This window comes from Micromonospora globosa, assembly GCF_000717585.1.
In the GTDB taxonomy this organism is placed as follows: domain Bacteria; phylum Actinomycetota; class Actinomycetes; order Mycobacteriales; family Micromonosporaceae; genus Micromonospora; species Micromonospora aurantiaca.
In genome coordinates, this window is sequence record NZ_JNZR01000026.1 from 71,361 (window position 1) to 91,979 (window position 20,619).

General features: G+C 69.7%; 22 protein-coding genes and 2 tRNA genes. 19 read left to right on the forward strand and 5 right to left on the reverse strand.

All coding sequences use genetic code 11. The features are described from left to right. The first annotated feature begins 20 nt into the window (after nt 1-20). The 4 genes from IF06_RS0122370 (at nt 21) to IF06_RS0122385 (ending at nt 3,668) form a co-directional block, all read left to right on the forward strand. Complete coding sequence (locus tag IF06_RS0122370; protein ID WP_030273340.1) at nt 21-434, forward strand: contact-dependent growth inhibition system immunity protein; 414 nt, start codon at nt 21-23, stop codon at nt 432-434. 51 nt (nt 435-485) lie between these two features. Next, complete coding sequence (locus tag IF06_RS0122375; RefSeq protein WP_145752731.1) at nt 486-998, forward strand: O-acetyl-ADP-ribose deacetylase; 513 nt, start codon at nt 486-488, stop codon at nt 996-998. A 396-nt stretch (nt 999-1,394) separates the two neighbouring features. Then, a complete protein-coding gene (locus IF06_RS0122380) occupies nt 1,395-2,504 on the forward strand; it encodes a serine hydrolase domain-containing protein (RefSeq protein ID WP_198039678.1) in 1,110 nt (369 codons plus the stop codon). A gap of 102 nt (nt 2,505-2,606) precedes the next feature. Next, nucleotides 2,607-3,668, forward strand: a complete 1,062-nt coding sequence (locus IF06_RS0122385; protein ID WP_052166206.1) for a DUF2332 domain-containing protein — start codon at nt 2,607-2,609, stop codon at nt 3,666-3,668. A 408-nt stretch (nt 3,669-4,076) separates the two neighbouring features. Here IF06_RS0122385 and IF06_RS0122390 read toward each other — a convergent pair whose 3' ends face one another. Together IF06_RS0122390 and IF06_RS0122395 are read right to left on the reverse strand one after the other, a co-directional pair. Further along, nucleotides 4,077-4,610, reverse strand: coding sequence for a kinase (locus IF06_RS0122390; RefSeq protein WP_030273347.1), 534 nt, complete (start codon nt 4,608-4,610; stop codon nt 4,077-4,079). Continuing rightward, nucleotides 4,610-5,413 (reverse strand): GntR family transcriptional regulator, encoded by an 804-nt coding sequence (locus IF06_RS0122395; protein ID WP_232236748.1) that lies wholly within the window; start codon nt 5,411-5,413, stop codon nt 4,610-4,612. The genes IF06_RS0122390 and IF06_RS0122395 overlap by 1 nt, the downstream gene beginning before the upstream one ends. A 252-nt stretch (nt 5,414-5,665) precedes the next feature. Here IF06_RS0122395 and IF06_RS0122400 point away from each other — a divergent pair, with 252 nt between their 5' ends. From IF06_RS0122400 to IF06_RS0122435, 8 genes are all read left to right on the forward strand, one after another. Beyond that, nucleotides 5,666-6,097: a hypothetical protein gene (locus tag IF06_RS0122400; protein ID WP_030273351.1), complete on the forward strand. Its 432-nt coding sequence runs from the start codon at nt 5,666-5,668 to the stop codon at nt 6,095-6,097. Nucleotides 6,098-6,186: 89 nt separating this feature from the next. Continuing rightward, nucleotides 6,187-6,645 (forward strand): hypothetical protein, encoded by a 459-nt coding sequence (locus IF06_RS0122405; RefSeq protein ID WP_157551519.1) that lies wholly within the window; start codon nt 6,187-6,189, stop codon nt 6,643-6,645. Nucleotides 6,646-6,648: 3 nt separating this feature from the next. Further along, nucleotides 6,649-8,079: an FtsK/SpoIIIE domain-containing protein gene (locus tag IF06_RS0122410; RefSeq protein WP_030273354.1), complete on the forward strand. Its 1,431-nt coding sequence runs from the start codon at nt 6,649-6,651 to the stop codon at nt 8,077-8,079. After that, complete coding sequence (locus tag IF06_RS0122415) at nt 8,076-8,714, forward strand: hypothetical protein (RefSeq protein ID WP_030273356.1); 639 nt, start codon at nt 8,076-8,078, stop codon at nt 8,712-8,714. The genes IF06_RS0122410 and IF06_RS0122415 overlap by 4 nt, the downstream gene beginning before the upstream one ends. Continuing rightward, nucleotides 8,711-9,355: a GGDEF domain-containing protein gene (locus IF06_RS0122420; RefSeq protein WP_030273358.1), complete on the forward strand. Its 645-nt coding sequence runs from the start codon at nt 8,711-8,713 to the stop codon at nt 9,353-9,355. The genes IF06_RS0122415 and IF06_RS0122420 overlap by 4 nt, the downstream gene beginning before the upstream one ends. Beyond that, nucleotides 9,352-11,088 (forward strand): replication initiator, encoded by a 1,737-nt coding sequence (locus tag IF06_RS0122425; RefSeq protein WP_030273360.1) that lies wholly within the window; start codon nt 9,352-9,354, stop codon nt 11,086-11,088. The genes IF06_RS0122420 and IF06_RS0122425 overlap by 4 nt, the downstream gene beginning before the upstream one ends. After that, nucleotides 11,078-11,296 carry a helix-turn-helix domain-containing protein gene (locus IF06_RS0122430; protein ID WP_030273361.1) on the forward strand — a complete coding sequence of 73 codons (219 nt, stop codon included), beginning with the start codon at nt 11,078-11,080 and terminating at the stop codon, nt 11,294-11,296. The genes IF06_RS0122425 and IF06_RS0122430 overlap by 11 nt, the downstream gene beginning before the upstream one ends. Next, nucleotides 11,296-12,417 carry a tyrosine-type recombinase/integrase gene (locus IF06_RS0122435; protein ID WP_030273363.1) on the forward strand — a complete coding sequence of 374 codons (1,122 nt, stop codon included), beginning with the start codon at nt 11,296-11,298 and terminating at the stop codon, nt 12,415-12,417. The genes IF06_RS0122430 and IF06_RS0122435 overlap by 1 nt, the downstream gene beginning before the upstream one ends. A 91-nt stretch (nt 12,418-12,508) precedes the next feature. Here IF06_RS0122435 and IF06_RS0122440 read toward each other — a convergent pair. Then, nucleotides 12,509-12,582: transfer RNA gene (locus IF06_RS0122440), tRNA-Gly, on the reverse strand. Nucleotides 12,583-12,864: 282 nt separating this feature from the next. Between IF06_RS0122440 and IF06_RS0122445 the strand changes: the two genes are divergently transcribed. From IF06_RS0122445 to clpX, 5 genes are all read left to right on the forward strand, one after another. Then, nucleotides 12,865-12,938 (forward strand) — tRNA-Pro (locus tag IF06_RS0122445). 149 nt (nt 12,939-13,087) lie between these two features. Then, nucleotides 13,088-14,434, forward strand: coding sequence for a trigger factor (tig, locus tag IF06_RS0122450; protein WP_013288036.1), 1,347 nt, complete (start codon nt 13,088-13,090; stop codon nt 14,432-14,434). 175 nt (nt 14,435-14,609) lie between these two features. Then, nucleotides 14,610-15,251, forward strand: coding sequence for an ATP-dependent Clp protease proteolytic subunit (locus tag IF06_RS0122455; RefSeq protein ID WP_013288035.1), 642 nt, complete (start codon nt 14,610-14,612; stop codon nt 15,249-15,251). A gap of 14 nt (nt 15,252-15,265) precedes the next feature. Then, a complete protein-coding gene (locus IF06_RS0122460; protein ID WP_013288034.1) occupies nt 15,266-15,928 on the forward strand; it encodes an ATP-dependent Clp protease proteolytic subunit in 663 nt (220 codons plus the stop codon). Between the two features lie 227 nt (nt 15,929-16,155). Beyond that, nucleotides 16,156-17,448 (forward strand): ATP-dependent Clp protease ATP-binding subunit ClpX, encoded by a 1,293-nt coding sequence (clpX, locus tag IF06_RS0122465; RefSeq protein WP_013288033.1) that lies wholly within the window; start codon nt 16,156-16,158, stop codon nt 17,446-17,448. 26 nt (nt 17,449-17,474) lie between these two features. Here the strand turns inward: clpX and IF06_RS0122470 are convergent, their stop codons facing one another. Continuing rightward, the gene (locus IF06_RS0122470; protein WP_030273366.1) at nt 17,475-18,098 is read right to left on the reverse strand and encodes a helix-turn-helix domain-containing protein; all 624 of its coding nucleotides are present in this window, start codon (nt 18,096-18,098) and stop codon (nt 17,475-17,477) included. A 41-nt stretch (nt 18,099-18,139) separates the two neighbouring features. On the opposite strand from IF06_RS0122470, the gene IF06_RS0122475 reads away from it, so the two are divergent. Together IF06_RS0122475 and IF06_RS0122480 are read left to right on the forward strand one after the other, a co-directional pair. Beyond that, nucleotides 18,140-18,973: an EamA family transporter gene (locus IF06_RS0122475; protein ID WP_030273368.1), complete on the forward strand. Its 834-nt coding sequence runs from the start codon at nt 18,140-18,142 to the stop codon at nt 18,971-18,973. A 39-nt stretch (nt 18,974-19,012) separates the two neighbouring features. Next, nucleotides 19,013-19,810, forward strand: a complete 798-nt coding sequence (locus IF06_RS0122480) for a carbon-nitrogen hydrolase family protein (protein WP_030273370.1) — start codon at nt 19,013-19,015, stop codon at nt 19,808-19,810. A gap of 6 nt (nt 19,811-19,816) precedes the next feature. On the opposite strand, the gene IF06_RS0122485 is transcribed toward IF06_RS0122480, so the two are convergent. Continuing rightward, nucleotides 19,817-20,038, reverse strand: a complete 222-nt coding sequence (locus tag IF06_RS0122485; protein ID WP_030273372.1) for a hypothetical protein — start codon at nt 20,036-20,038, stop codon at nt 19,817-19,819. Nucleotides 20,039-20,619 lie beyond the last annotated feature (581 nt).

Here is a 20,619-nt window from a genome sequence, read left to right on the forward strand (position 1 = left end):
TGCGGGCTAGCCTGACCGCCGTGACGTCGATCGAGCAGCGTGAACGGGACGTCTGGCCGGACCCCGGCCCGGAGGCCACGTCTCTCGTGAGGCGCTGCGTGGAGCTACGACGCAAACCGCTGGCTGAGTTCACGGTCGAAGACCTGCGCATCATGCTCGGGCAAGAAATCGGCGTGCCGGCTCTGCTACCTCTCGCGTTGCAGGTCCTGCTTCGCGATCCGTTGGCGGAGGGCGACTACTACCCGGGTGACCTGCTCGCCAACGTGCTGCGGCTCCCCGAGCCGGCGTGGTCGGGCCTGCGACCCGAACGGGAGCGGCTGCGATCCGTTCTGGCCGAACTCGTCGCCGGTCGCCCGTTCTCCGACCCTGACCCTGAACCTCGCGAGCCGGACCGGCATCTGCGCGACGCCGTCGTGGGGTTCCTCGGTCGATGAGAGCGGCGGGGGTCATCTGCCGGCGAGGTGCTCTGGTGGCATCATCGATCCGTGCCTGTGATCGAAGTTGTCCTCGGTGACATCACCCAAGAGGACGTCGATGCCGTCGTCACCGCGGCGAATGAGTCGCTGTTGGGTGGCGGCGGTGTGGACGGGGCGATTCATCGTGCAGCCGGACCGCGGCTGGCCCAGGCGGGTGCTGCCCTGGCACCGTGCGATCCGGGCGACGCGGTCGCCACGCCGGCGTTCGATCTGGACCCACCGGTACGCCATGTCATTCACACCGTCGGCCCGGTGTGGGAAGGCGGCGGCTACGGTGAGGCCGATGTCCTGGCGTCGTGCTACCGGCGCAGCCTTGAGGTTGCCGATGAGATCGCCGCTCGCCGCGTCGCCTTCCCCGCCATCGCTACTGGTGTGTACGGGTTCCCGACCGACCAGGCAGCGAAGATCGCGATCTCGACCATCAGAGCGACCCCGACGAACGTCGAGCACGTCCGCCTGGTCGCCTTCGACCAGGCCACGTACGAACTGCTGGCTTCGGCGCTCCAGGGGCCCGGCCGTTGAGTTCGTGAGGCGGATCCTCGCAGGCGGCCGGAGCAGCTGATGGCCGCGGCTGGCCCGAGCGGGGGAGTCGCCGACCGGCCCAGGCTCGGGGGATGCGTCCTCTGACCGGGGCCGGAGGCCGTGGAGCGGGCGACGGGAATCGAACCCGCACCGTCAGTTTGGAAGGACGAAGATCAGCGCCCCGGGATGCCCCAAACGCCTGCTCGTCGCGCCCGGCCAGGTGAGCGCTCGTGCCCGCTCGTGCCCGCTCCGGGCCCTGGCTACTGGCACGTGGCTGGCACGCTGCCTGTTCGCCCCAGTGCTCGCCGCGTCGCCCCGCCATGGCCAGGTCGCCTGTGATCCACATCGCTGTGGGCGGGAGCACGGGATGAGTGTGGCCAGCCATAGGGTCGGAGCGTGAGCGTCAACGAGGACTCCTCCGGTCAGCTTCTGGTGCCTGGCTCCGGGATCGCAGGCGACAGCGGCGAACCAACCAGCGACCTGACGGCAATCCGGGAAGCTGTCCGACGGCAGGCCCAGCGGGTGACCTCCGGCATCGAGGACATGGTGTCCTACCTGTCCCAGCAGGTGGCGGATGAGTCGCATCGCGAGGTGACTGGTCCCCTGCTGGCTGGCACCGGTGCGAGCGGTGTCGTGCGGTACCGAGGTCGGGTGGTCGCCGAATGGGGCGACTCGGCGATCCCGGAAATGCTGTTCAGCGGCACCAAGAGCGTCGTCGCCACCGTAGCGGGATTGGCCTTCGACCGAGGACTGCTTGCCCCGGATGCGCTGGTGTCGGCGACGGTCCGTCATCCGATGGTCGACTGCCTCGGAATGGAGGGGATCACGTGGCAGCATCTGTTGCAGCAGACCAGCGGGTGGAACGGTGAGCTGTGGGGGAAGCCGACGGGGGTGGACGCGCAGAGCCGCCGTGAGGGCTTCGAGCGCGAGGGAGCGCCCGGTACCGGGTGGGCCTACAACGACGTACGGGTGAACCTGCTCTGCCTTGCCTTGACGGTGCTGTTCCGCCGACCGCTGCCCGACGTGCTCCGCGAGGACGTGCTCGAACCACTCGGTGCCTCCTCGTCCTGGTCCTGGCACGGCTACACCGACTCGGTCATCGACATCGACGGGATGCCCACGCCGGTGGTCAGCGGCGGGGCGCACTGGGGCGGCGGTCTGTGGATCTCCGCGAGGGATCTGGCTCTGCTCGGCGAGCTGCACCGGTGCCGGGGCGAGTGGCGGGGCCGGCGGCTGCTCAGCGAAGAGTGGATCGACCGCGCCTGGAGTCCCTGCGACTTGAACCCCGACTACGGCTACCTCTGGTGGCGCAACGACTCCCAGCGGGTACAGCCCGGCGCTCCGGCCAGCGGACGATGCGCCCGCGGCAACGGCGGCCGTCACCTGCTCTGGATCGACCCCGCCCGGGACCTGGTCATCGCCTCGCACTGGGGCGACGATGTCCGCGACTTGATTACCGAGGTCTCGGCCGCCATCCCGGCGACCCCCACCCGTACTGGCTCGTGACGCCACCGAGGCGATGCCAATCACCTACTCCAGATGCTGCCCGTTAACTTGCCGCCCAGTGACGCCGGTAACGCTGGCCTGGGGCTGACTGACAGGAGTGCCATGGACCGGACGCGGGAGTTGGAGGGTCTGTCGGAGCACTTCGCCCAGGCACCAGCCATCTTCACCACCTCGCCGCTGTACCAGGCGTTGTGCACAGCTGTTGCGGCCGACCAGCCAACACTGGAGATGCTGCTCGAACGACGCTCCGGGCAGCAGGCGTCGTTCCTGCTCTTCGGCGCAGCCCATTACCTCCTGCTGGACGGTGTCCACCACGATCTGCGCCACTTCTACCCCTCGGTCGTCGGGCCCGATGCTGCCGACGCAGAGTCGGCAGGACCGGTGTTCGTCGACTTCTGTCGTGCGTTTCGCCGCGAACTTGGAGAGCTGGTCCGTTCCCGTCTCGTGCAATCGAACGTTGTGCGTAGAGCTGCCGGTCTCCGCTTCGCGCTGGCCGCGCTCAGACGCCAATGTGACGGCCCTGTTCATCTGATCGAGGTGGGCGCCAGTGCGGGCATCCACCTCCAAGTGGACCGATACCGCTACCTCATCGGCGGACACTCGTTCGGGCGGCAGGAATCTCCGGTCACCATCGAGAGCCGCTGGCTCGGCACGGAGCAGCCACCGAACTTAGACGACATCCCGCTGATCGCCACCAGGGTCGGCGTGGACCTGAACCCAGTGGATGTCACAAGCATTCAGAATCGGCGCTGGCTCAGGGCGCTGGTCTGGCCCGAGGACCACGCCGGAGCGGGGCTTCTTGAGGCCGCCCTCGAACACGTGGCGGCGGACCCGCCGGAGATCATCGCCGGCGACGCCATTGATGTCTGTTCGCCGCTGGGCCGAAGCCTGCCGCCCGGCGAGCCGCGTGTTGTATTCCATGCCGCGACACGAATGCATGTGCCCACCCATCGGCGAGCCGCCTTCGATGAAGCGATCGATTCAATTGGCAGCGATGGGCCGCTGTACCACGTCTGGCAGGAGCCGCCGTCGGCACAGCACCACGGCGAGCTGGCGGACGACCGGGGAGTGATCGCGTTTCACGGTCCGGGCGACAGCAAGCCGACGTCGCTGGTGCAGGTTGACGGACACCTGAACTGGCTGGCGCCCCTGCATGACATGTAGGTCATAGGCACCGGAGATCGCCACCCGCCCGGCCGCCCAGTGGGGCTGCTCGTTGATGAGGGGCAGGGAGGGGCAGCCAGTTGTGTGCGGATCTCCTCGTCGGGCAGTCGCCAGACCGTCCAGCCTCCCCGGACGGGGACAAGGTGGAGCGCCCTACCGGACGAACGACCTTGGCCCCGTCCGGGGAGGCTGGTAGCCCTTGTGGTGCCCGGCGAGGTGATCCGCGGCGGCATCTCTGAGGAGGGTCGGGGTTCGGGGCGGAGCCCCGAGGTCTTCGAAGTCTGGCAATCCCGAAGCGTGGCCGGTCGGCCCGGCCGATGCCGGCCGGAGGTCGCCAGCAGGCCGGGGCCGGGCCGGCGCGGCCCGCTTGCGGGCCGCCTTGATCTGATAGAGCGCAATTCGGCAATGTCACACGGCGAGCTGCGCCAGGTGCTCGCATATCCGACGGGCAGCATCGGCGGGGCTGGTGGTCCCGGTGTCGATTGCCAGGCTGGCATCCGGCAGCGGCGCGGTCTCATCCCATGCACGTAGGCGGGCAGCGGTGTCGCCGGTTGCTCGTGCCGTGATGCGGTCTCGGGCGATGTTGCGGGCGCAGTGCACGTAGACCGTGAGCCAATGGACGTCCGGCAAGGAGGACCTGACGGCCTGGACGGCATCGACCTGGCCGAGGTGCAGCACGGGTATGTGGTCGATGAGGTCGGCCTCAAGCGTGGGCCGGTCGACGACGTACACAGCTCCGTAGCGGTGGTTCTCCCACACAACATCGCCCGCGGCGCGCAGCTGGTCGATGTGCTCGACGGTTGTCATGCGGTAGCCGGCGGTTCGTCCCGGTCCTGCCTTCAGCCGTTGGAACAGGCGGCAGGCGGGATCAAGGTCGCGGAGTGCTCGGGTGATGGTGTCTTTGCCGGCAGCGGGAGGGCCATAGAGGATGACGCCACGCATCAGGCGGAACCGCGCCTTAGCACCGTGTCGAGCAGTTCCTTGGCCTGGGTTTGCAAGGGAGCGCTCGACGCGCAGTTCTCCACAGTGATGTGCGGCCCTGCCGGGCGGAAGTCGATATCCATGGTGGCGAGGTATCCGGGCCAGTCGGAGAGCTTGAAGGCGTCCCGTGCTGCGCCTCGGCGACGCAGATAGGTGTGCATGGTGTCCGGGTCGCAGTAGAGCCAAACGAGCGTGACGGCGGCTTCGAGGTTGGCGAACGAGGCTTCGGTACGACTGATCCAGGCGGGGTCGCTGAACTCGCGGATGAAGGGCGCAGTGACGACGGCGCTGTTGCCGCAACCCACGTTCTCTAGAGCGGCAGCGCTCAGCGCCTCGTACTCGCGTGGCCGGACCACGTTCAGATACGTCTCGGATTCTCGGTCATGCGGCGACTGCCCGAGAACCTCCAGCGCGGCCTCAACAACGGGACGGGTCAGGGTGTCCTTGTCGAGCATCGGCCAACCGGTCTGTCGCGCGAGGACGCGGCCCAGCTCGGTCTTTCCGCTGCCGGCATAGCCGCCGATCAGGATGACGTGTGGCTTCGGTAGCCGGATCTGGCTGGTCCGGGCCTGGTTCGGGTTGCGGACCACTCGCTTCGACCGCGATTTGCTCTCGATCAAGCCTTCATCCGCAAGCAGCTTCATCGCCTCGCTGATGGTGAAGACGCTGGTGTCCCACTGTGCGGCCAGCTCGCGGGTGGACGGCAGGACCTGGCCGTCGCGCAAAACGCCGGCCTCAATCTCGTTTCGGATGTGGCGCGCCACCTGCTGGTGCTTGCTCTCCGACTCGGAGAGGCGCGGACGCGGGGATGACATGGCTGCCCTCGCTGTCAACGTGAGTTTTCGGGTGAGCCTATCAGTGGCCTATCAGTTGTTCAGTGCGTAGTCGCTGGTCAACAGCGTGTTTAAAAGATCTTGTGGGCGAACAGTTGATAGGTCGAGCTAACAGTTGTTAGTGTGACGGGCATCGAAGCCTAGCCGGCAGGGGTCGGTGGCGAAGACACAAGGAGTGCCAAGGTGGCTGTTCCGAACACGATCAAGGTTCCGGTTCCGTTCGACTACGTGTTCCCGGCGGGTGCGCTGTGCCTGGGTGTGGAGCCGGTGACGGACTTCGACAAGCGCGGCCAGGGCGACGACCAGGCCCGCGACAAGGACACGGGCGAGCGGCTGTGGGTGGTCAAGGTCCTCGACCTGGACCCGGACGCCGGGAAGTTCGGCGGGACCAAGGAGGTCAAGGTGAAGATCGCCGCGCCGGTGCAGCCGGTGCCGCCGGCGTCGAAGATCCCGGGCTATCCGCCGGCGGTGACCTTCACCGACGTGACGCTGACGCCGTACGTCGACTCGCAACGGTGCAAGGGCTCGGGGAAGTGCCGGGCGCGTCAGGCGTGGTCGATCCGCGCCGGTGCCATGACCGAGGCCACCGCCGCCGCGTCAAAGCAGGCGGCCTGACCACATCTGGACGCGCGGGGCGGGCCTCTTCCGCCAAGTCGAATCCCGCCCCGCGCTTTCACCCGTTCTCCCTGGAAGGAGTTGGGCTGATGCCCACGCTAGCTGACGCTGCCCGCATCGCCGGGAACCCTCGCCCCGGCCCCCGCCGCACGACACACCGCCGCACCGTCATGCGGCTGGCCGGCCCCGCTATCCGGGCCGCCCGCGAGGTCTACACCACCGTCCCCGCCGACGCGGTCCGCGTCGCCGCGCTGGTGGAGATCTCCGCCGCCGCTGCCGCCCTCGCGCGGACGGTGGTAAAGCTGCGCCACCTGGACCCGGATTTGATCGCCCCGCACGTCGCAGACCGCGTCGACCTGCGGGCGGTCCTCGGGCGTGGCCGGTGGCTGCCGACCATGACCCGTCACGTCCCCGCCCCGGAGTCGGGACCGGTCGACCTGGCCGCGCTGACGCCCGCCCGGCCGGCGGCCCGCCGCCGCGTCGTGCGCCGTCGTGTCGGCTCGCCGGGGCAGGGCTCCCTGTTCGCCGCCACGGTGGGGGAGGGCTGAGGCATGCCGCTGGTCAACGTGATCCGGGGTGACCGGATCGACTCCGCCCCGATCAACGTCCGTACCCCGTTCATCCGCATCCCGCTGTGGCTGGCCCTGTCCTGGTGGACCGTCAAGGCCCTCGCCCGCCTGGCCGTGGTCCTGGTGCGCTTCTGGTACGTGACCGCCCCGGCCGTCTTCTTCGCCTGGCTGTATCTGCGGTTCGGCTGGGCCGGTCCGGTCGGTGTCGTCGCCCTGGTCGCCGCCGTCGCCGCCGGCTGGGCTTTCGGTCACCGGCTCTCGTTCCTGCGGTTTGGGTGGTGGCCGGTGCTGTCTCGCTTCCGGCGGTGGTTATACCGGCGCAACTGGCACGCCGCGATGGTCACCGCCAAGCTTGCTGTCTCGTTCGACTCCCACACGGTCCTGCCCGTGCTGCGGCGGGTCCGCTGCGCGTCGGGCGTGGATGTGGTGACGGTACGGATGGTCACCGGGCAGATCCCCGACGACTTCGCCAAGGTCGCCGAACGCCTCGCGCACACCTTCGGCGTCCGTCAGGTCAAGGCCGTCCCCGGGGCTCGGCCGGACGTGGTGCTGCTGCACCTGTTCCGCGGTGACCCCCTCGCCAAGACGGTCCGCCCGCTACCCGTCCCGGCGGTGCCGGAGTTCACCGCCCTGCCGGTCGGCCGTCGGGAGGACGGCGACGGCTACGACCTGCGGCTGTTCGGCACGCAGGTCCTCGTGGTGGGGGCCACGGGTTCGGGGAAGGGCTCGGTCATCTGGTCCGTGGTCCGGTCCCTCGCGGCCGGGGTCACCTCCGGGCTCGTGCAGCTCTGGGGGCTCGACCCGAAGGGCGGCATGGAGTTGGGGATGGGTGCGCCGATGTTCGCCCGGTTCGCCCGCAAGGACTACCCGGCGATGGTCGAGCTGATCGAGGAAGCCGCCACCGTTGCCAAGGACCGGGCCGGGAAGCTTTACGGCCGCACCCGTCAGCACACGCCGACGCCGGATGAGCCGCTGATAGTCGTGGTCATTGATGAGCTGGCGAACCTGACCGCCTACCTGACCGACCGGCAGTTGAAAGACCGCGTCAAGGCCGCCCTGTCGATCCTGCTCTCCCAGGGCCGCGCGGTCGGCGTGCACGTCCTGGCCGCGATCCAAGACCCCCGCAAGGAAGTCCTGCCGTTCCGCGACCTGTTCCCCACCCGCATCGGCCTCCGGCTCGCTGAGGCCGCACAGGTCGATCTCGTGCTCGGGGAGGGGATGCGGGACCGGGGCGCGCTGTGCGACCGCATTCCGCAGTCGCTACCGGGTGTCGGCTTCGTGGTCATCGATGGTGACCCGACCCCGATGCGGGTCCGCTTCTCCTACCTGACCGATGACGAGATCCGCGACATGGCCCACACCTACGGCCGCCTGCGCGTCATCGACGGTGAAGTCCTCGGAGGTGCCGCATGAAACCCCACCCCACTACGACGCGCACCGACCGCGTAGAGGGCCTGGTCCTGGTCGTCATCCTCCTGCTCGTGGCCGGGTTCGCCGGGGCGGCCTCGTTCACCCACGTCAAAGACTGGACCCTCGACAACTCACCGCCCGGCACGGGCGAGTGGTTCGGCTGGGCCAACGCCGTCATCAGCGAACTCGTCCCCGTCGCCGCGCTGCTCACCATCCGCCGCCGACGCCGCAACGCTCAGCCGGTCGGCTACCCGATGTCCCTGCTCGTCGCCGCCGTTTTGCTCTCTCTCGCCGCACAGCTCGCCGTCGCCAAGCCCGGCCCCACCGGGTGGCTCCTCTCGGCAGTGCCAGCGCTGGCGTTCATGGGCCTATCCAAGCTCGTGCTCACCACCGCCCCCACCGTCACCCGAGCGCCGGCCACCCCGCCTCCGGCACACACCGCTCAGGCTCGCCCGGTCGAACGGCCCGCCCCGCCCGTTCAGCCCGCCGCCCCGGCTCCCGACGCCGCACCGCCCGTGCCTGACCCCGTCCCCCTGGTCCCCATCGAGCCAACCCGCCCCGCCCCGGTCGCCCCGGTGCCGCCGTCCGCGTTCGTCCGCCGCAACGGCGTCCCGCTGATTGGAGAGGTGACCCGATGACTGATCATCTGCTGTCCGGCCTGTTCCTCGTTGCCGGTCTCGCCGTCTTCGCCTGGGATCAGTACCGGCTCTACGTTGCACGCTATGAGCTGGCCGCCCTGCAACGCGCCACCCTCCGCGACCCGCTCACCGGCCTGGCCAATCGCGCCGGAATCGCCCAGGCGTGGGAACAGCTCGCGCCGCTGCGGCCGTGGGTGGTGGTGGTCGACCTGGACGGCTTCAAGCCGATCAACGACACGCACGGCCACGCAGCCGGCGACCTGGTGCTGACCGCCGTCGCCTCCCGCCTGCGCACCGTTCACGGTGTCGCGGCCCGCCTCGGCGGAGACGAGTTCGCCGCCCTGCTCCTGAACACCGACCCGGCCGCGGCTTCCCGCCGCCTGGCTGCCGCGATCGCCGCCCCGGTCCGTCTGCCGTCCGGTGTGGCGGTGTCGGTGACCGCGAGCATCGGCCTAGCCCCCGCCAGCCCCGCCGGTCTCGCCGCCGCCCTCGCTGACGCCGACGCGGCCATGTACCGGGCCAAGACGACCCGAGCCGGGGTGGTGGCCTTCGACCCGCTGCGCGACGACCACGCCACAGCCGAACCCCGCCCAGTCCTGCGGGTCCGCGACCTCACCCCGGCTGCGGAGGTGGGCCGATGACGCTCACCCCGACGCTGCCCGGCCTCGAACCCACCCCGGTGGAGCCGAGGCCGGGCTCCCGGGCCGCCCGGATGCTGATGCCCCGCTCTGTCGACGTGGTCAAGGATCTGGCCGCCGACTATGGCGTCTGCACCCGCCCCATCTCCCTGCGCCGCACCGACCTCGACAGCGGCCAAACCGAAGTGATCGACATGCCATGCGGGGCGACGCAGGAAGCCAAGTGCCCAGCCTGCGCCACACGCGCCCGCCGGCTGCGGCAGCAGCAGATCCGTGAAGGCTGGCACCGCGACGACGAACCCGACCCCGGCCCCCAACCCGCCACCGACGCCCAACGCGGCCTCATCGTGGCCCGCGCTCATCTTGAGTTCGCCCGGGACGAAGCCGCTCGCGCCTCGCAGTGGGATCAGGTCGCCGACTTGGACGACGCGATCGCCGAGCTGGAAGGGCAGATCACCACCGAAGGCATGCGGGGTCGCCCCGCCCCGCCGCACGCCAGCGACGACCAGGAGGACGGCGACGGCAAGCGGCGAGTCCGCTCCACCAAGCGGCGGCAGGACGCCCCCGACTTGCCACGCCTTCCGGTCGACAACCGCACCGTCGGGCGGACCTTTGAGGGTCACGGCGGGCAGGTGTTCCGGCCGTCGATGTTCCTGACCCTCACCCTTGGCTCCTACGGTCGGGTGCACTCCGACGGGACGCCGGTCGACCCGGACAGCTACGACTACCGGCGGGCCGCCTGGGATGCCGTGCACTTCCCCCGGCTCCTGGACCGGTTCTGGCAGAACCTCAGGCGGGCGGTCGGCTGGAACGTCCAGTACGCGGGGGCGGTCGAGCCGCAGCGCCGGCTTGCGCCGCACGCGCACTTCGCGATGCGGGGCACCATCCCCCGGGCGCTGGTCCGGCAGGTCGCCGCCGCGACCTATCACCAGGTGTGGTGGCCCCCGGTGCACGAGCTGGTCTACGAACCGGGAAGGGCGCCGCAGTGGGACGCCGATGCGGGCGGCTACACCGACCCGGACTCGGGCGAGCTGCTGCCGTCGTGGGATGACGCCCTGGACCTGGTCGACGCCGACCCCGATGCGGAACCCGTGCACGTGGTCCGGTTCGGCGTTCAGGTCGACGCCAAGGGCGTGCTGGCCGGGACCAAGGATGCGGATCGGTGCGTCGGCTACATCACTAAGTACCTGACTAAGCAGGCCGCCGACTGCCACGAGGTCACCACGGCCCGGCAGCGGGCGCACCTGGAACGGCTGCGGCAGGAGCTGCGACACACGCCCTGTTCGGAGCGGTGCGCCAACTGGCTGCTCTACGGTGTCCAGCCGAAGAAGGCCCGGGCCGGGTTGAAGCCGGGCAACTGCAAGAACAAGGTCCACAAGCGGGACACCCTCGGCATCGGCGGTCGGCGCGTCCTGATCTCCCGACAGTGGTCCGGTAAGACCCTCACGGATCACCGGGCGGACCGCAAGGAGTGGGTCAAGGCGTTGCTCGGGGTTACCACCGACGCCGACACCGCCCCGGCGGGGTCCGACACCGTCCGGCATGCCTGGGAACTCGCCAAGCCGACTGACCCGGACGTGCCGCCCCTTGGCCACCGGGTCCTCCGGGCGATCTCCGAACGCATCCAATGGCGCGCCCAGCTCGACGCCGCCAGACGCGCCGCCGTCGAACCGGCCAATGTTTCGGCAACTGCTCAGAGCCGCCCAGAACGAGAGGAGCCCCGACGTGACGGATGATCTGCTGACTCCCGGCGAGGTGGCCGCTCGCCTTCGTGCCACACCTCGCTTCGTCCGCCGGCTGGTGGCTGAGCGTCGTATCGCCTACGTCAAGGTCGGGCGCTCGGTGCGGTTCGAGCCTGCTGCGGTGGCCGCCTACATCGAGGCCAACCGGGTGGTGCCAACCTCGCGGGCGGAGCTTCGGCGTCAGTTCGGGGCGGTGGCCTGATGGGCGCCAAGCGTCGCCGGCGTTTCGGCAACGTGCGCAAGCTGCCGTCCGCCCGCTGGCAGGCCCGTTATCTCGGCCCGGACGGCGTAATGCGGACTGCACCGCAGACGTTCGCCACGGAGCGCCAGGCCGAGAAGTGGCTCACGGTCGTTGAGTCGGAGATCCTGCGGGGGGAGTGGGTGCCTCCGGAGGCGGGGGAGATCCGGCTGTCGGACTACGGGGATCGTTGGATCAGGGAGCGCCGTCTCGCCCCGCGTACCCGACAGCTCTACGAGTACCTGTTCGCCCTGCACATCGGGCCGCACCTCGGGCACCTCGCCCTGGCCGCGATCAAGCCGGCGACCATCCGGACCTGGCGCGGCAACCTGCTCAACGGCGGCACTCCGGAGCCCCAGGCGGTCAAGGCGTACTGCCTGCTGCGGGCGATCCTCAACACGGCGGTGCGCGAGGACGAGATCCTTCGGCAGAACCCGTGCCGGATCAAAGGCTATGACCGCTACCACACCCCGGAACGGCCCACGGCCACCATCGCCCAGGTCTACGCCCTGGCCGACGCCATGCCGGCCCGCTTCTCCGCGCTGATCATCCTGGCTGCTCTCTCTGGCCTGCGGTGGGGAGAGCTGGCTGCCCTGCGCCGCTGTGACGTCGACCTGGACGCGGCGACCGTGCGAGTGCCCCGGAAGCTGGCGGCGCTGAAGGATCGTCTGGAGTTCGGGCCACCGAAGTCTGCGGCCGGGGTCCGTGTCGTCGCGCTGCCTGAGGCTGCGGTCGAGGCGCTGAGTGAGCACCTGGCCGAGCACGTCGAGGACGGCAATGATGCGCTGATCTTCACCGGGGCGAAGGGCGCGATGCTGCGTTCCGGCAACTTCGGGCGTGCCGTCAAGTGGACCAAGACTGCCGCGTCGGTGGGCCTGGCTGGCTTCCACTTCCACGACCTGCGCCATACCGGCAACACCCTCGCCGCCGCCTCCGGGGCCAGCACGCGCGAGCTGATGCATCGCATGGGCCACGCCACCATGCGCGCGGCCCTGATCTACCAGCACGCCACCAGCGAGCGTGACCGCGAGATCGCCCAAGCGATGGACCGCCGGATCGCCGGAAGTGGTCGACGCCGACCGTGACTGGCACGCGGATGGCACGCAAGATCCAACCCGGCGGAGAAGTGAAAGGCCCAGGTGCCGCGATCATGCGGTCTGCCTGGGCCTTCGTGGGTGGAGCGGGCGACGGGAATCGAACCCGCACCGTCAGTTTGGAAGACTGAAGCTCTGCCATTGAGCTACGCCCGCGAGCGCCCCACCAGAGCAGGGCGCGCCGACAGCGTACCGAATCACCCCCGCCGCCGTGCAGCGCGTACCCCGCGCACGCCGCCGACCGTCAAGATCCACACAATTTCGGCGAGGTGGCGCCTTCCTGCGCCCCCGGACCCAGCCACTTCCCCGAACTGGCGCCCGACGCCACCCGACGCCACCCGACGCCACCCGGCGGCACCCGGCGGCGCCCGCCACACCCCGCGCCGTGCCCCGGTCACCCGCGCGAGGGGCCGGACGGCATACACTCTTCGTCGCCACCGGGGTGTGGCGCAGCTTGGTAGCGCACTCGCTTTGGGAGCGAGGGGCCGTGGGTTCAAATCCCGCCACCCCGACTGTCGTTCGCGACCGGATCGTCCCGGGAACCGCCGGTTTTTTCCGCGCGGTACCCGGGCCCTGCCGATGCCGTCGGCCGGCTCGCCTACACTCGATGCGCGCAATCACGCCCCAGACTCAACACCCAGATCCGTCAAGGAGTACGCCTGTGAAGAGCACCGTCGAGACTCTGAGCCCGACGCGCGTGCGGCTCGCCATCGAGGTGCCGTTCGTCGAGCTCGAGCCGAGCCTCAAGAAGGCGTACCGGGAGATCGGCCAGCAGGTCCAGGTTCCCGGCTTCCGCCGGGGCAAGGTCCCCAGCGCGGTGATCGACCAGCGGGTGGGCCGGGGGACCGTCCTCAACGAGGCGATCCAGGAGGCCATCCCGCAGAACATCCTCGCCGCGGTCCGGGAGCACGACCTGAAGACGCTCGGCCGTCCCGAGGTCGACATCACGGAGTTCAACGACGGCGACTCGCTCAATTTCACCGCCGAGGTGGACGTCCGGCCGGAGATCACCCTGCCGGACCCGGCCACCATCGAGGTGACCGTCGACGAGATCCAGATCGCCGACAGCGAGATCGACGAGCAGATCAACAGCCTGCGCGAGCGGTTCGCCACGCTGAAGACCGTCGAGCGGGCCGCCCAGGAGGGCGACTTCGTGCAGATCGACCTGAACGCCACTGTTGACGGCGAGGAGGTCCCGGGCGGTTCGGCGAGCAACATCTCGCACGAGGTGGGCAGCAAGCAGCTCCTGCCGGGTCTGGACGAGGCGCTGGTCGGCCTGGCCGCCGGCGACAGCACCACCTTCACCACGCAGCTCGTCGGCGGCGACTACGCCGGCCGTGACGCCGACGTGGCGGTGACCGTCCGCACGGTCAAGGAGAAGGAGCTCCCCGAGCTCAACGACGACTTCGCGCAGATGGCCAGCGAGTTCGACACCATCGACGAGCTGCGCGCCGACCTGCGGGAGCGGGTCACCCGGGGCAAGCAGGTCGAGCAGATCTACGCCGCCCGTGACAAGGCCCTGGAGCAGATGGTGGCCGCCGCCGAGGTGCCGGCGCCCGAGGGCGTCGTCAAGGAGGAGGTCGAGAGCCGCAAGGCCGCGATGGTCGACCAGCTCGAGCGCATCGGCGCCTCCCTGGAGGAATACCTCGCGGCGGAGGAGAAGACCGAGGAGCAGATCGACACCGAGCTGACCGAGGCGGCGACCGACGGCGTCAAGATCCAGCTCCTGCTGGACACCCTGGCCGACGCCGAGGACGTGCAGGTCTCCGACGACGAGTTCGGTCACGAGATCGTGCACCGGGCGCAGCGTGCCGGCATGGCCCCGCAGCAGTACTACGACCAGCTGGTCCGCTCCGGCGCCGCCGCGGCCGTCTTCGGCGACGTCCGCCGGGGCAAGGCGCTCGCCGCGGTGATGGAGAAGATCAAGATCAAGGACTCGGCGGGCAACGAGGTCTCCCTCGACGCGCTGCGGGCCCAGAACGAGGCCGAGCACGACCACCAGCACTGACCATCGGGGTTGTCGGCCGCCGTCCCGCGCTGCGCGCCGGGAGGCGGCCGAAACCCTTTCCGGGGTACGCCGTGCGGGTGACTGCGCTGAGAGCGAACAGTGCCCCGACCGGGAGTACGCCTCCCGGCTGAGCGGTTAGTGTCGGGTAGGACGGTACGGAGAGCGAAGGGCTGCCATGACCGACATGCACATCCCCAAGAAGTCGCTCCGGGTGAACGAGGCCCGCGGTGGCGACTCCATTGGCAACCTCGACGACTCGGTCTACAACCGGTTGCTCAAGGAACGGATCATCTTCCTGGGCAGTGAGGTGAACGACCAGGTGGCCAACCGCATCTGCGCGCAGCTCCTGCTGCTCGCGGCGGAGGACCCGGACCGCGACATCTTCCTCTGGATCAACTCGCCGGGTGGCTCGGTCTACTCCGGCATGGCGATCTACGACACCATGCAGTACATCGACAACGACGTCTCGACCGTGGCGATGGGCATGGCCGCCTCCATGGGCCAGCTGCTGCTCTGCGCGGGCACCAAGGGCAAGCGCTACGCCCTGCCGCACGCGCGGATCATGATGCACCAGCCCTCGGGTGGCCTCGGCGGCACCGCGTCGGACATCGCGATCCAGGCCGAGCAGATGCTCTACACCAAGCGGATGTTCCAGGAGCGGGTCGCGTTCCACACCGGCCAGTCCCAGGCGCAGATCGAGGCGGACTCGGACCGTGACCGCTGGTTCACCGCCCAGGAGGCCATGGACTACGGCTTCATCGACAAGGTGATCATCGGGGCCGCGCAGGTTCCGGATGGCGCCGGGACCCTGAGCTGACCGAGGAGCTGACGATGACCGACCTGAGCCTGCCGCCCCAGTTCGCGGCCGTGCACAACCGCTACGTTCTGCCGTCGTTCGTCGAGCGCACGTCGTACGGGATGAAGGAGTCCAACCCGTACAACAAGCTCTTCGAGGACCGGATCATCTTCCTCGGCGTCCAGGTGGACGACGCGTCGGCCAACGACGTGATGGCCCAGCTGCTGACGCTGGAGGGCACCGACCCGGACCGCGACATCATCATGTACATCAACTCGCCCGGTGGCTCCTTCACCGCCATGACGGCGATCTACGACACCATGCAGTACGTCCGCCCGGACATCCAGACCGTCTGCCTCGGGCAGGCGGCGAGCGCGGCGGCGGTGCTGCTCTCCGCGGGCACGCCGGGTAAGCGGATGGCGCTGCCCAACTCCCGGATCATCATCCACCAGCCGGCCACCGAGGGCGGCTACGGCCAGGGCTCGGACATCGAGATCCAGGCGCGGGAGATCCTGCGGATGCGGACGCAGCTGGAGGACATGCTCTCCCGGCACTGCAACCGCCCGATCGAGCAGGTTCGCAAGGACATCGACCGTGACAAGATCATGACGGCCGAGGAGTCCAAGGAGTACGGGCTGGTCGACACGATCCTGACCAGCCGCAAGAAGGGTCTGCTGGCGTCGCACGCCGCGGGCTGAGCAACGTGTGGTCGGAGGTCGGTCGGGGTATCGTTCCCGGTCGACCTCTGACACACCCGTTTTGGGGGTCGGAGAAAACCCGGCCACCGGGTAACGTCGGGTCTGTACCGCTCCGCCGGTCGGATCAGGTGGAGCCGACAGCATGGTGGGACGACAGGACGGACGGGCGCTCCGGCGCTCGCAGGTCAGGGCCGGCGTTCCGGCCGACGAGTGCAGGGAGAACGTAGGTGGCACGGATCGGTGACGGCGGCGACCTACTGAAATGCTCGTTCTGCGGCAAGTCGCAGAAGCAGGTCAAGAAGCTCATCGCGGGCCCTGGTGTCTACATCTGCGACGAGTGCATCGACCTCTGCAACGAGATCATCGAAGAGGAGCTGGCCGAGTCCGGCGAGGTGAAGTGGGAAGAGCTTCCCAAGCCGATGGAGATCTGCCAGTTCCTCGACAACTACGTCGTCGGTCAGGAGCAGGCCAAGAAGGCGCTCGCCGTCGCGGTCTACAACCACTACAAGCGGATCCAGGCCGAGGCCGCAGGCGCGCCGGGCTCCGGCACCGACGGCGTCGAGCTGGCCAAGTCCAACATCCTGCTGCTCGGCCCGACGGGTTGCGGCAAGACGCACCTGGCGCAGACGCTCGCGCGGATGCTCAACGTCCCGTTCGCCATCGCCGACGCCACCGCGCTCACCGAGGCGGGCTACGTCGGTGAGGACGTCGAGAACATCCTGCTGAAGCTGATCCAGGCCGCCGACTACGACATCAAGCGCGCCGAGACGGGCATCATCTACATCGACGAGGTCGACAAGATCGCCCGCAAGTCGGAGAACCCGTCGATCACCCGTGACGTCTCCGGCGAGGGCGTGCAGCAGGCGCTGCTGAAGATGCTCGAAGGCACCGTCGCCAACGTGCCGCCGCAGGGCGGGCGCAAGCACCCGCACCAGGAGTTCATCCAGATCGACACCACGAACGTGCTGTTCATCTGCGGTGGCGCGTTCGCCGGGCTCGACCAGATCATCGAGGCCCGCACCGGCTCCGGCGGCACCGGCTTCGGCGCCCGGCTCCGGTCGGTGTCCGAGCGGTCGACCGACGACATCTTCAGCCAGGTCATGCCGGAGGACATGCTGAAGTTCGGGCTCATCCCCGAGTTCATCGGCCGGCTTCCGGTGATCACCAACGTGCGCAGCCTCGACCGCAGCGCCCTGGTGCGGATCCTGACCGAGCCGCGCAACGCGCTGGTCCGGCAGTACCAGCGCCTGTTCGAGCTGGACGGCGTCGAGCTGGAGTTCGAGCAGCCCGCGCTGGAGGCCATCGCCGACCAGGCCATGCTCCGCGGCACCGGCGCCCGCGGCCTGCGGGCGATCATGGAAGAGGTGCTCCTCTCCGTGATGTACGAGGTGCCGAGCAACCCCGACGCCGCCCGGGTGCTGATCACCCGCGAGGTCGTCCTGGAGAACGTCAACCCGACGATCGTGCCCCGCGAGTTCACCGGCCGGCGCCGGCGGGACCGCGAGGAGAAGTCGGCCTGATACCGCCGTTCGCGACCGCGCCCGGGTCAGCTCGGGCGCGGTCCGCGTGAGCGGGTCCGCCGGTCCCACTCGCCCGACGGGGTGACCACCACCATCATCAGGCGCACCGGCCCGTCACCGGCCGTGCGATAGCCGTGCTCCCGGTCGGCGTGGAACTCGACCGTCTCGCCGGCGCGTACGTCGTGGTCGACGCCGTCCACTGTGACAGTGGCGACGCCGTCTAGCACGTGCAGGATCTCCCGGGTGCCGTGGGCGTGGTCGGGGGACCGCAACGCCTCCCCGGGTTCCATCCGCCAGTCCCACAGCTCGACCAGGTCGGGTTCGCCGAGGCCGCTGAGCAGACGCGCCAGGCCGCCGTTGGGGCCGCGCCACAGCACCGGCGCCTCGTCGGCCGCGCTGACCCGCACCGTGCTCGGTTCGGCCGGCTCCAGCAGCCGGGCGATGCTGACGCCGAACGCGTCGGCGACCCGGCAGAGCGTGCCGATGCTCGGGTTGGTGCGCGCCCCCTCGATCTGCACCAGCATGCCCTTGCTGACTCCGGACCGGCCGGCCAGTTCCTCGAACGACCAGCCGCGTGCTGCTCGCAGGTCACGTACCTGGCGGGCGACCGCTGAGGTCACCGCGCCGACCCGTCCACCGGTATCGGTCATCACACTGTCCTTCACGGTCACTATTGTGGTACGACTGCGGGATGCTCCCCATTGTCCTCGCCGCCGTGTCCGCGCTGGCCTTCGGCACGGCCGACTTCGCCGGCGGCAAGGCGTCCCGGCGCGCCGACCCGATCGCCGTGACTGTCGTGTCGCAGATCCTCAGCGTTCCGCTGCTGCTCGTCCTCGTCCTCGTGGTGCCCGGCACGCCGAGCCCGCTCGACCTGGGGTGGGGACTGCTCGCCGGCGTGGCGGGCGCGGGCGGCGTCATGCTGCTCTACCGCTCGCTCGCCACCGGCGTGATGGCTGTCGTCGCGCCCGTCACCGCGATCACCGCGGCGATCGTGCCGATCGTCGCCAGCCTGGTCCTCGCACACTCGCCGGGTGCTGTTGCGCTCGGCGGCGCCGGGCTCGCCGTGGTCGCCATCGGGCTGGTCAGCCTGGGGGAGCGCGGCGCGGCACGCCGCGTCTCCGGCCGCGTGATCGGCATGGCACTGGCCGCTGGACTGCTCTTCGGCGTCTTCTTCGCGCTGCTCGGCCAGGCCGACGAGGCCGCCGGCATGTGGCCGGTTCTCGCGGTACGCGTCAGCTCGATCGCGTTCGGCCTCGCGCTCGCCGTCCGTACCGGCGCACGCCTGCGCCTGGGGCGGCGGGTGCTCGGCTGGGCCGCGACGGCCGGCCTGCTCGACTCCGCCGCGAACGCGCTGTTCCTCGCCGCGGCGGGGCGGGGGCACCTGAGCGTGGTGGCCGCGATCGCCTCGCTCTACCCGGCGAGCACCGTCCTGCTCGCGCTCGCCGTCGACCGGGAACGACTCCGGCCGGCACAGGTCGCGGGGCTCGGCTTCGCCGCGGCGGCGCTCGTCCTGTCCAGCGTCTGAGCCCTGTCGCGCGCCTGCTTCCGCCCGTACCCTCGGGTCATGCGCGTCGCCATCTGCCAGCTCAACGCCCGCGACGACCGGGCGGCGAACCTCGCCGCCGCCGAGGCCCTGCTGGTCAGGGCCGCGGCGGCCGGCGCGGACCTCGCCCTCCTTCCGGAGTACGTCGACTACCTCGGTCACGCCGACCGGATGCCGCCGGCCGAGCCGGTCGACGGCACTGTGGGGCGGTTCTTCGCGGAGACCGCCCGCCGGCTGGGCATGTGGGTGATCGCCGGCTCGTTCCACGAGGCGGGTCCGGACCCGGCGCACACCTGGAACACCTCCCTGGTCTTCGACCGCGAGGGCGCGCTCGCTGCCGCCTACCGGAAGATCCATCTGTACGACGTGGAGATCCCCGGCCGCGTCTCCTACCTGGAGTCGGCAACCGTGGCGCCGGGCGAGAAGCCAGTGGTGGTCGACGTCGAGGGTCTGCGGGTCGGCCTGTCCATCTGTTACGACCTGCGGTTCCCGGAGTTGTACCGGCAGCTCGCGACCGACGGCGGCGCCGAACTGCTCGTGGTGCCCGCAGCGTTCATGATGCACACCGGGCGGGACCACTGGGAGGTGCTGCTGCGGGCCCGGGCGATCGAGAACCAGTGCTTCGTGGCGGCGGCCGGACAGACAGGTGACCACGACCCGGGCCGGACCTGCTTCGGGCGCAGCATGGTGGTCGACCCGTGGGGGACCGTGCTGAGCCAGGTCGCCGACGGCCCGGGACTGGCGGTCACCGAGATCGACCTGCAGCGGCTGCGGACGATCCGCGCCGAGCTGCCCAGCCTGGCCAACCGCCGGCTCTGATCGCGGTCAGCCTCCGAAGAGCAGGCCCAGGGCGGCGATCCCGGCGATCGCCGCCGCGGTGACCAGGAGAGCGGTGGTCATCCGGGAGGGGCCGCGCCGGGCCAGGCGTTTGACCGACAGCAGCAGTACGGCGAGCACGACGGCCCCGATCACCAACTGCCAGAACGGCAGCAGGAGGCCGAGCAGAGCGTCCTCGGCGACGGCCGGGACCGGGGACGGATCATCCATGCCGACCACTCTGGCACGGGACAGCTCCGGAACGCTCTCTTCGACGCCGGCATTCCGGTGGACCCGTCACGCTCGCCCAATGACGATCATTGATTTGCCTTCCGGGGCGGGTCCGCGTAACTTTCTCTCTGCACGCGGGAGGCCGGGCAAACCGGCCGAGAACGGGCGCCAGGCTGGTGGCGGTGACGCCGAGCCAGACTGAGATTCGGGCGGTGCTCGACACTCCGGGACACGGAGTTGCGAACGCGAAGCCGACCGGGTAGAGTTCGAAAGTCGGCAGGGAGCCGGGCGGGTGGTCGCGAGAGCGACGCCGGCCGGTCCGCCGAAACCCACGAGAGCAACGACCACCGGAAACGGTGAGCGTCAGCGTGGGTCTGGTCGAGCCAAGTTGATCACCTCGAACGCGAGGTTGACGACGGAAGCAAGACCGAGTAGGTTGGAGAGGTTGCCCCAAACGGGGGTTCCGCTGGTAGCGGTGCTTCTGGTTGGTGTGTGGTTGTTCTTTGAGAACTCAACAGGGTGCTTGTAAAGCCAGTGCCAATTGTTTTATACCCCGTACTGGTCAGGCCTTTTGGTTTGGC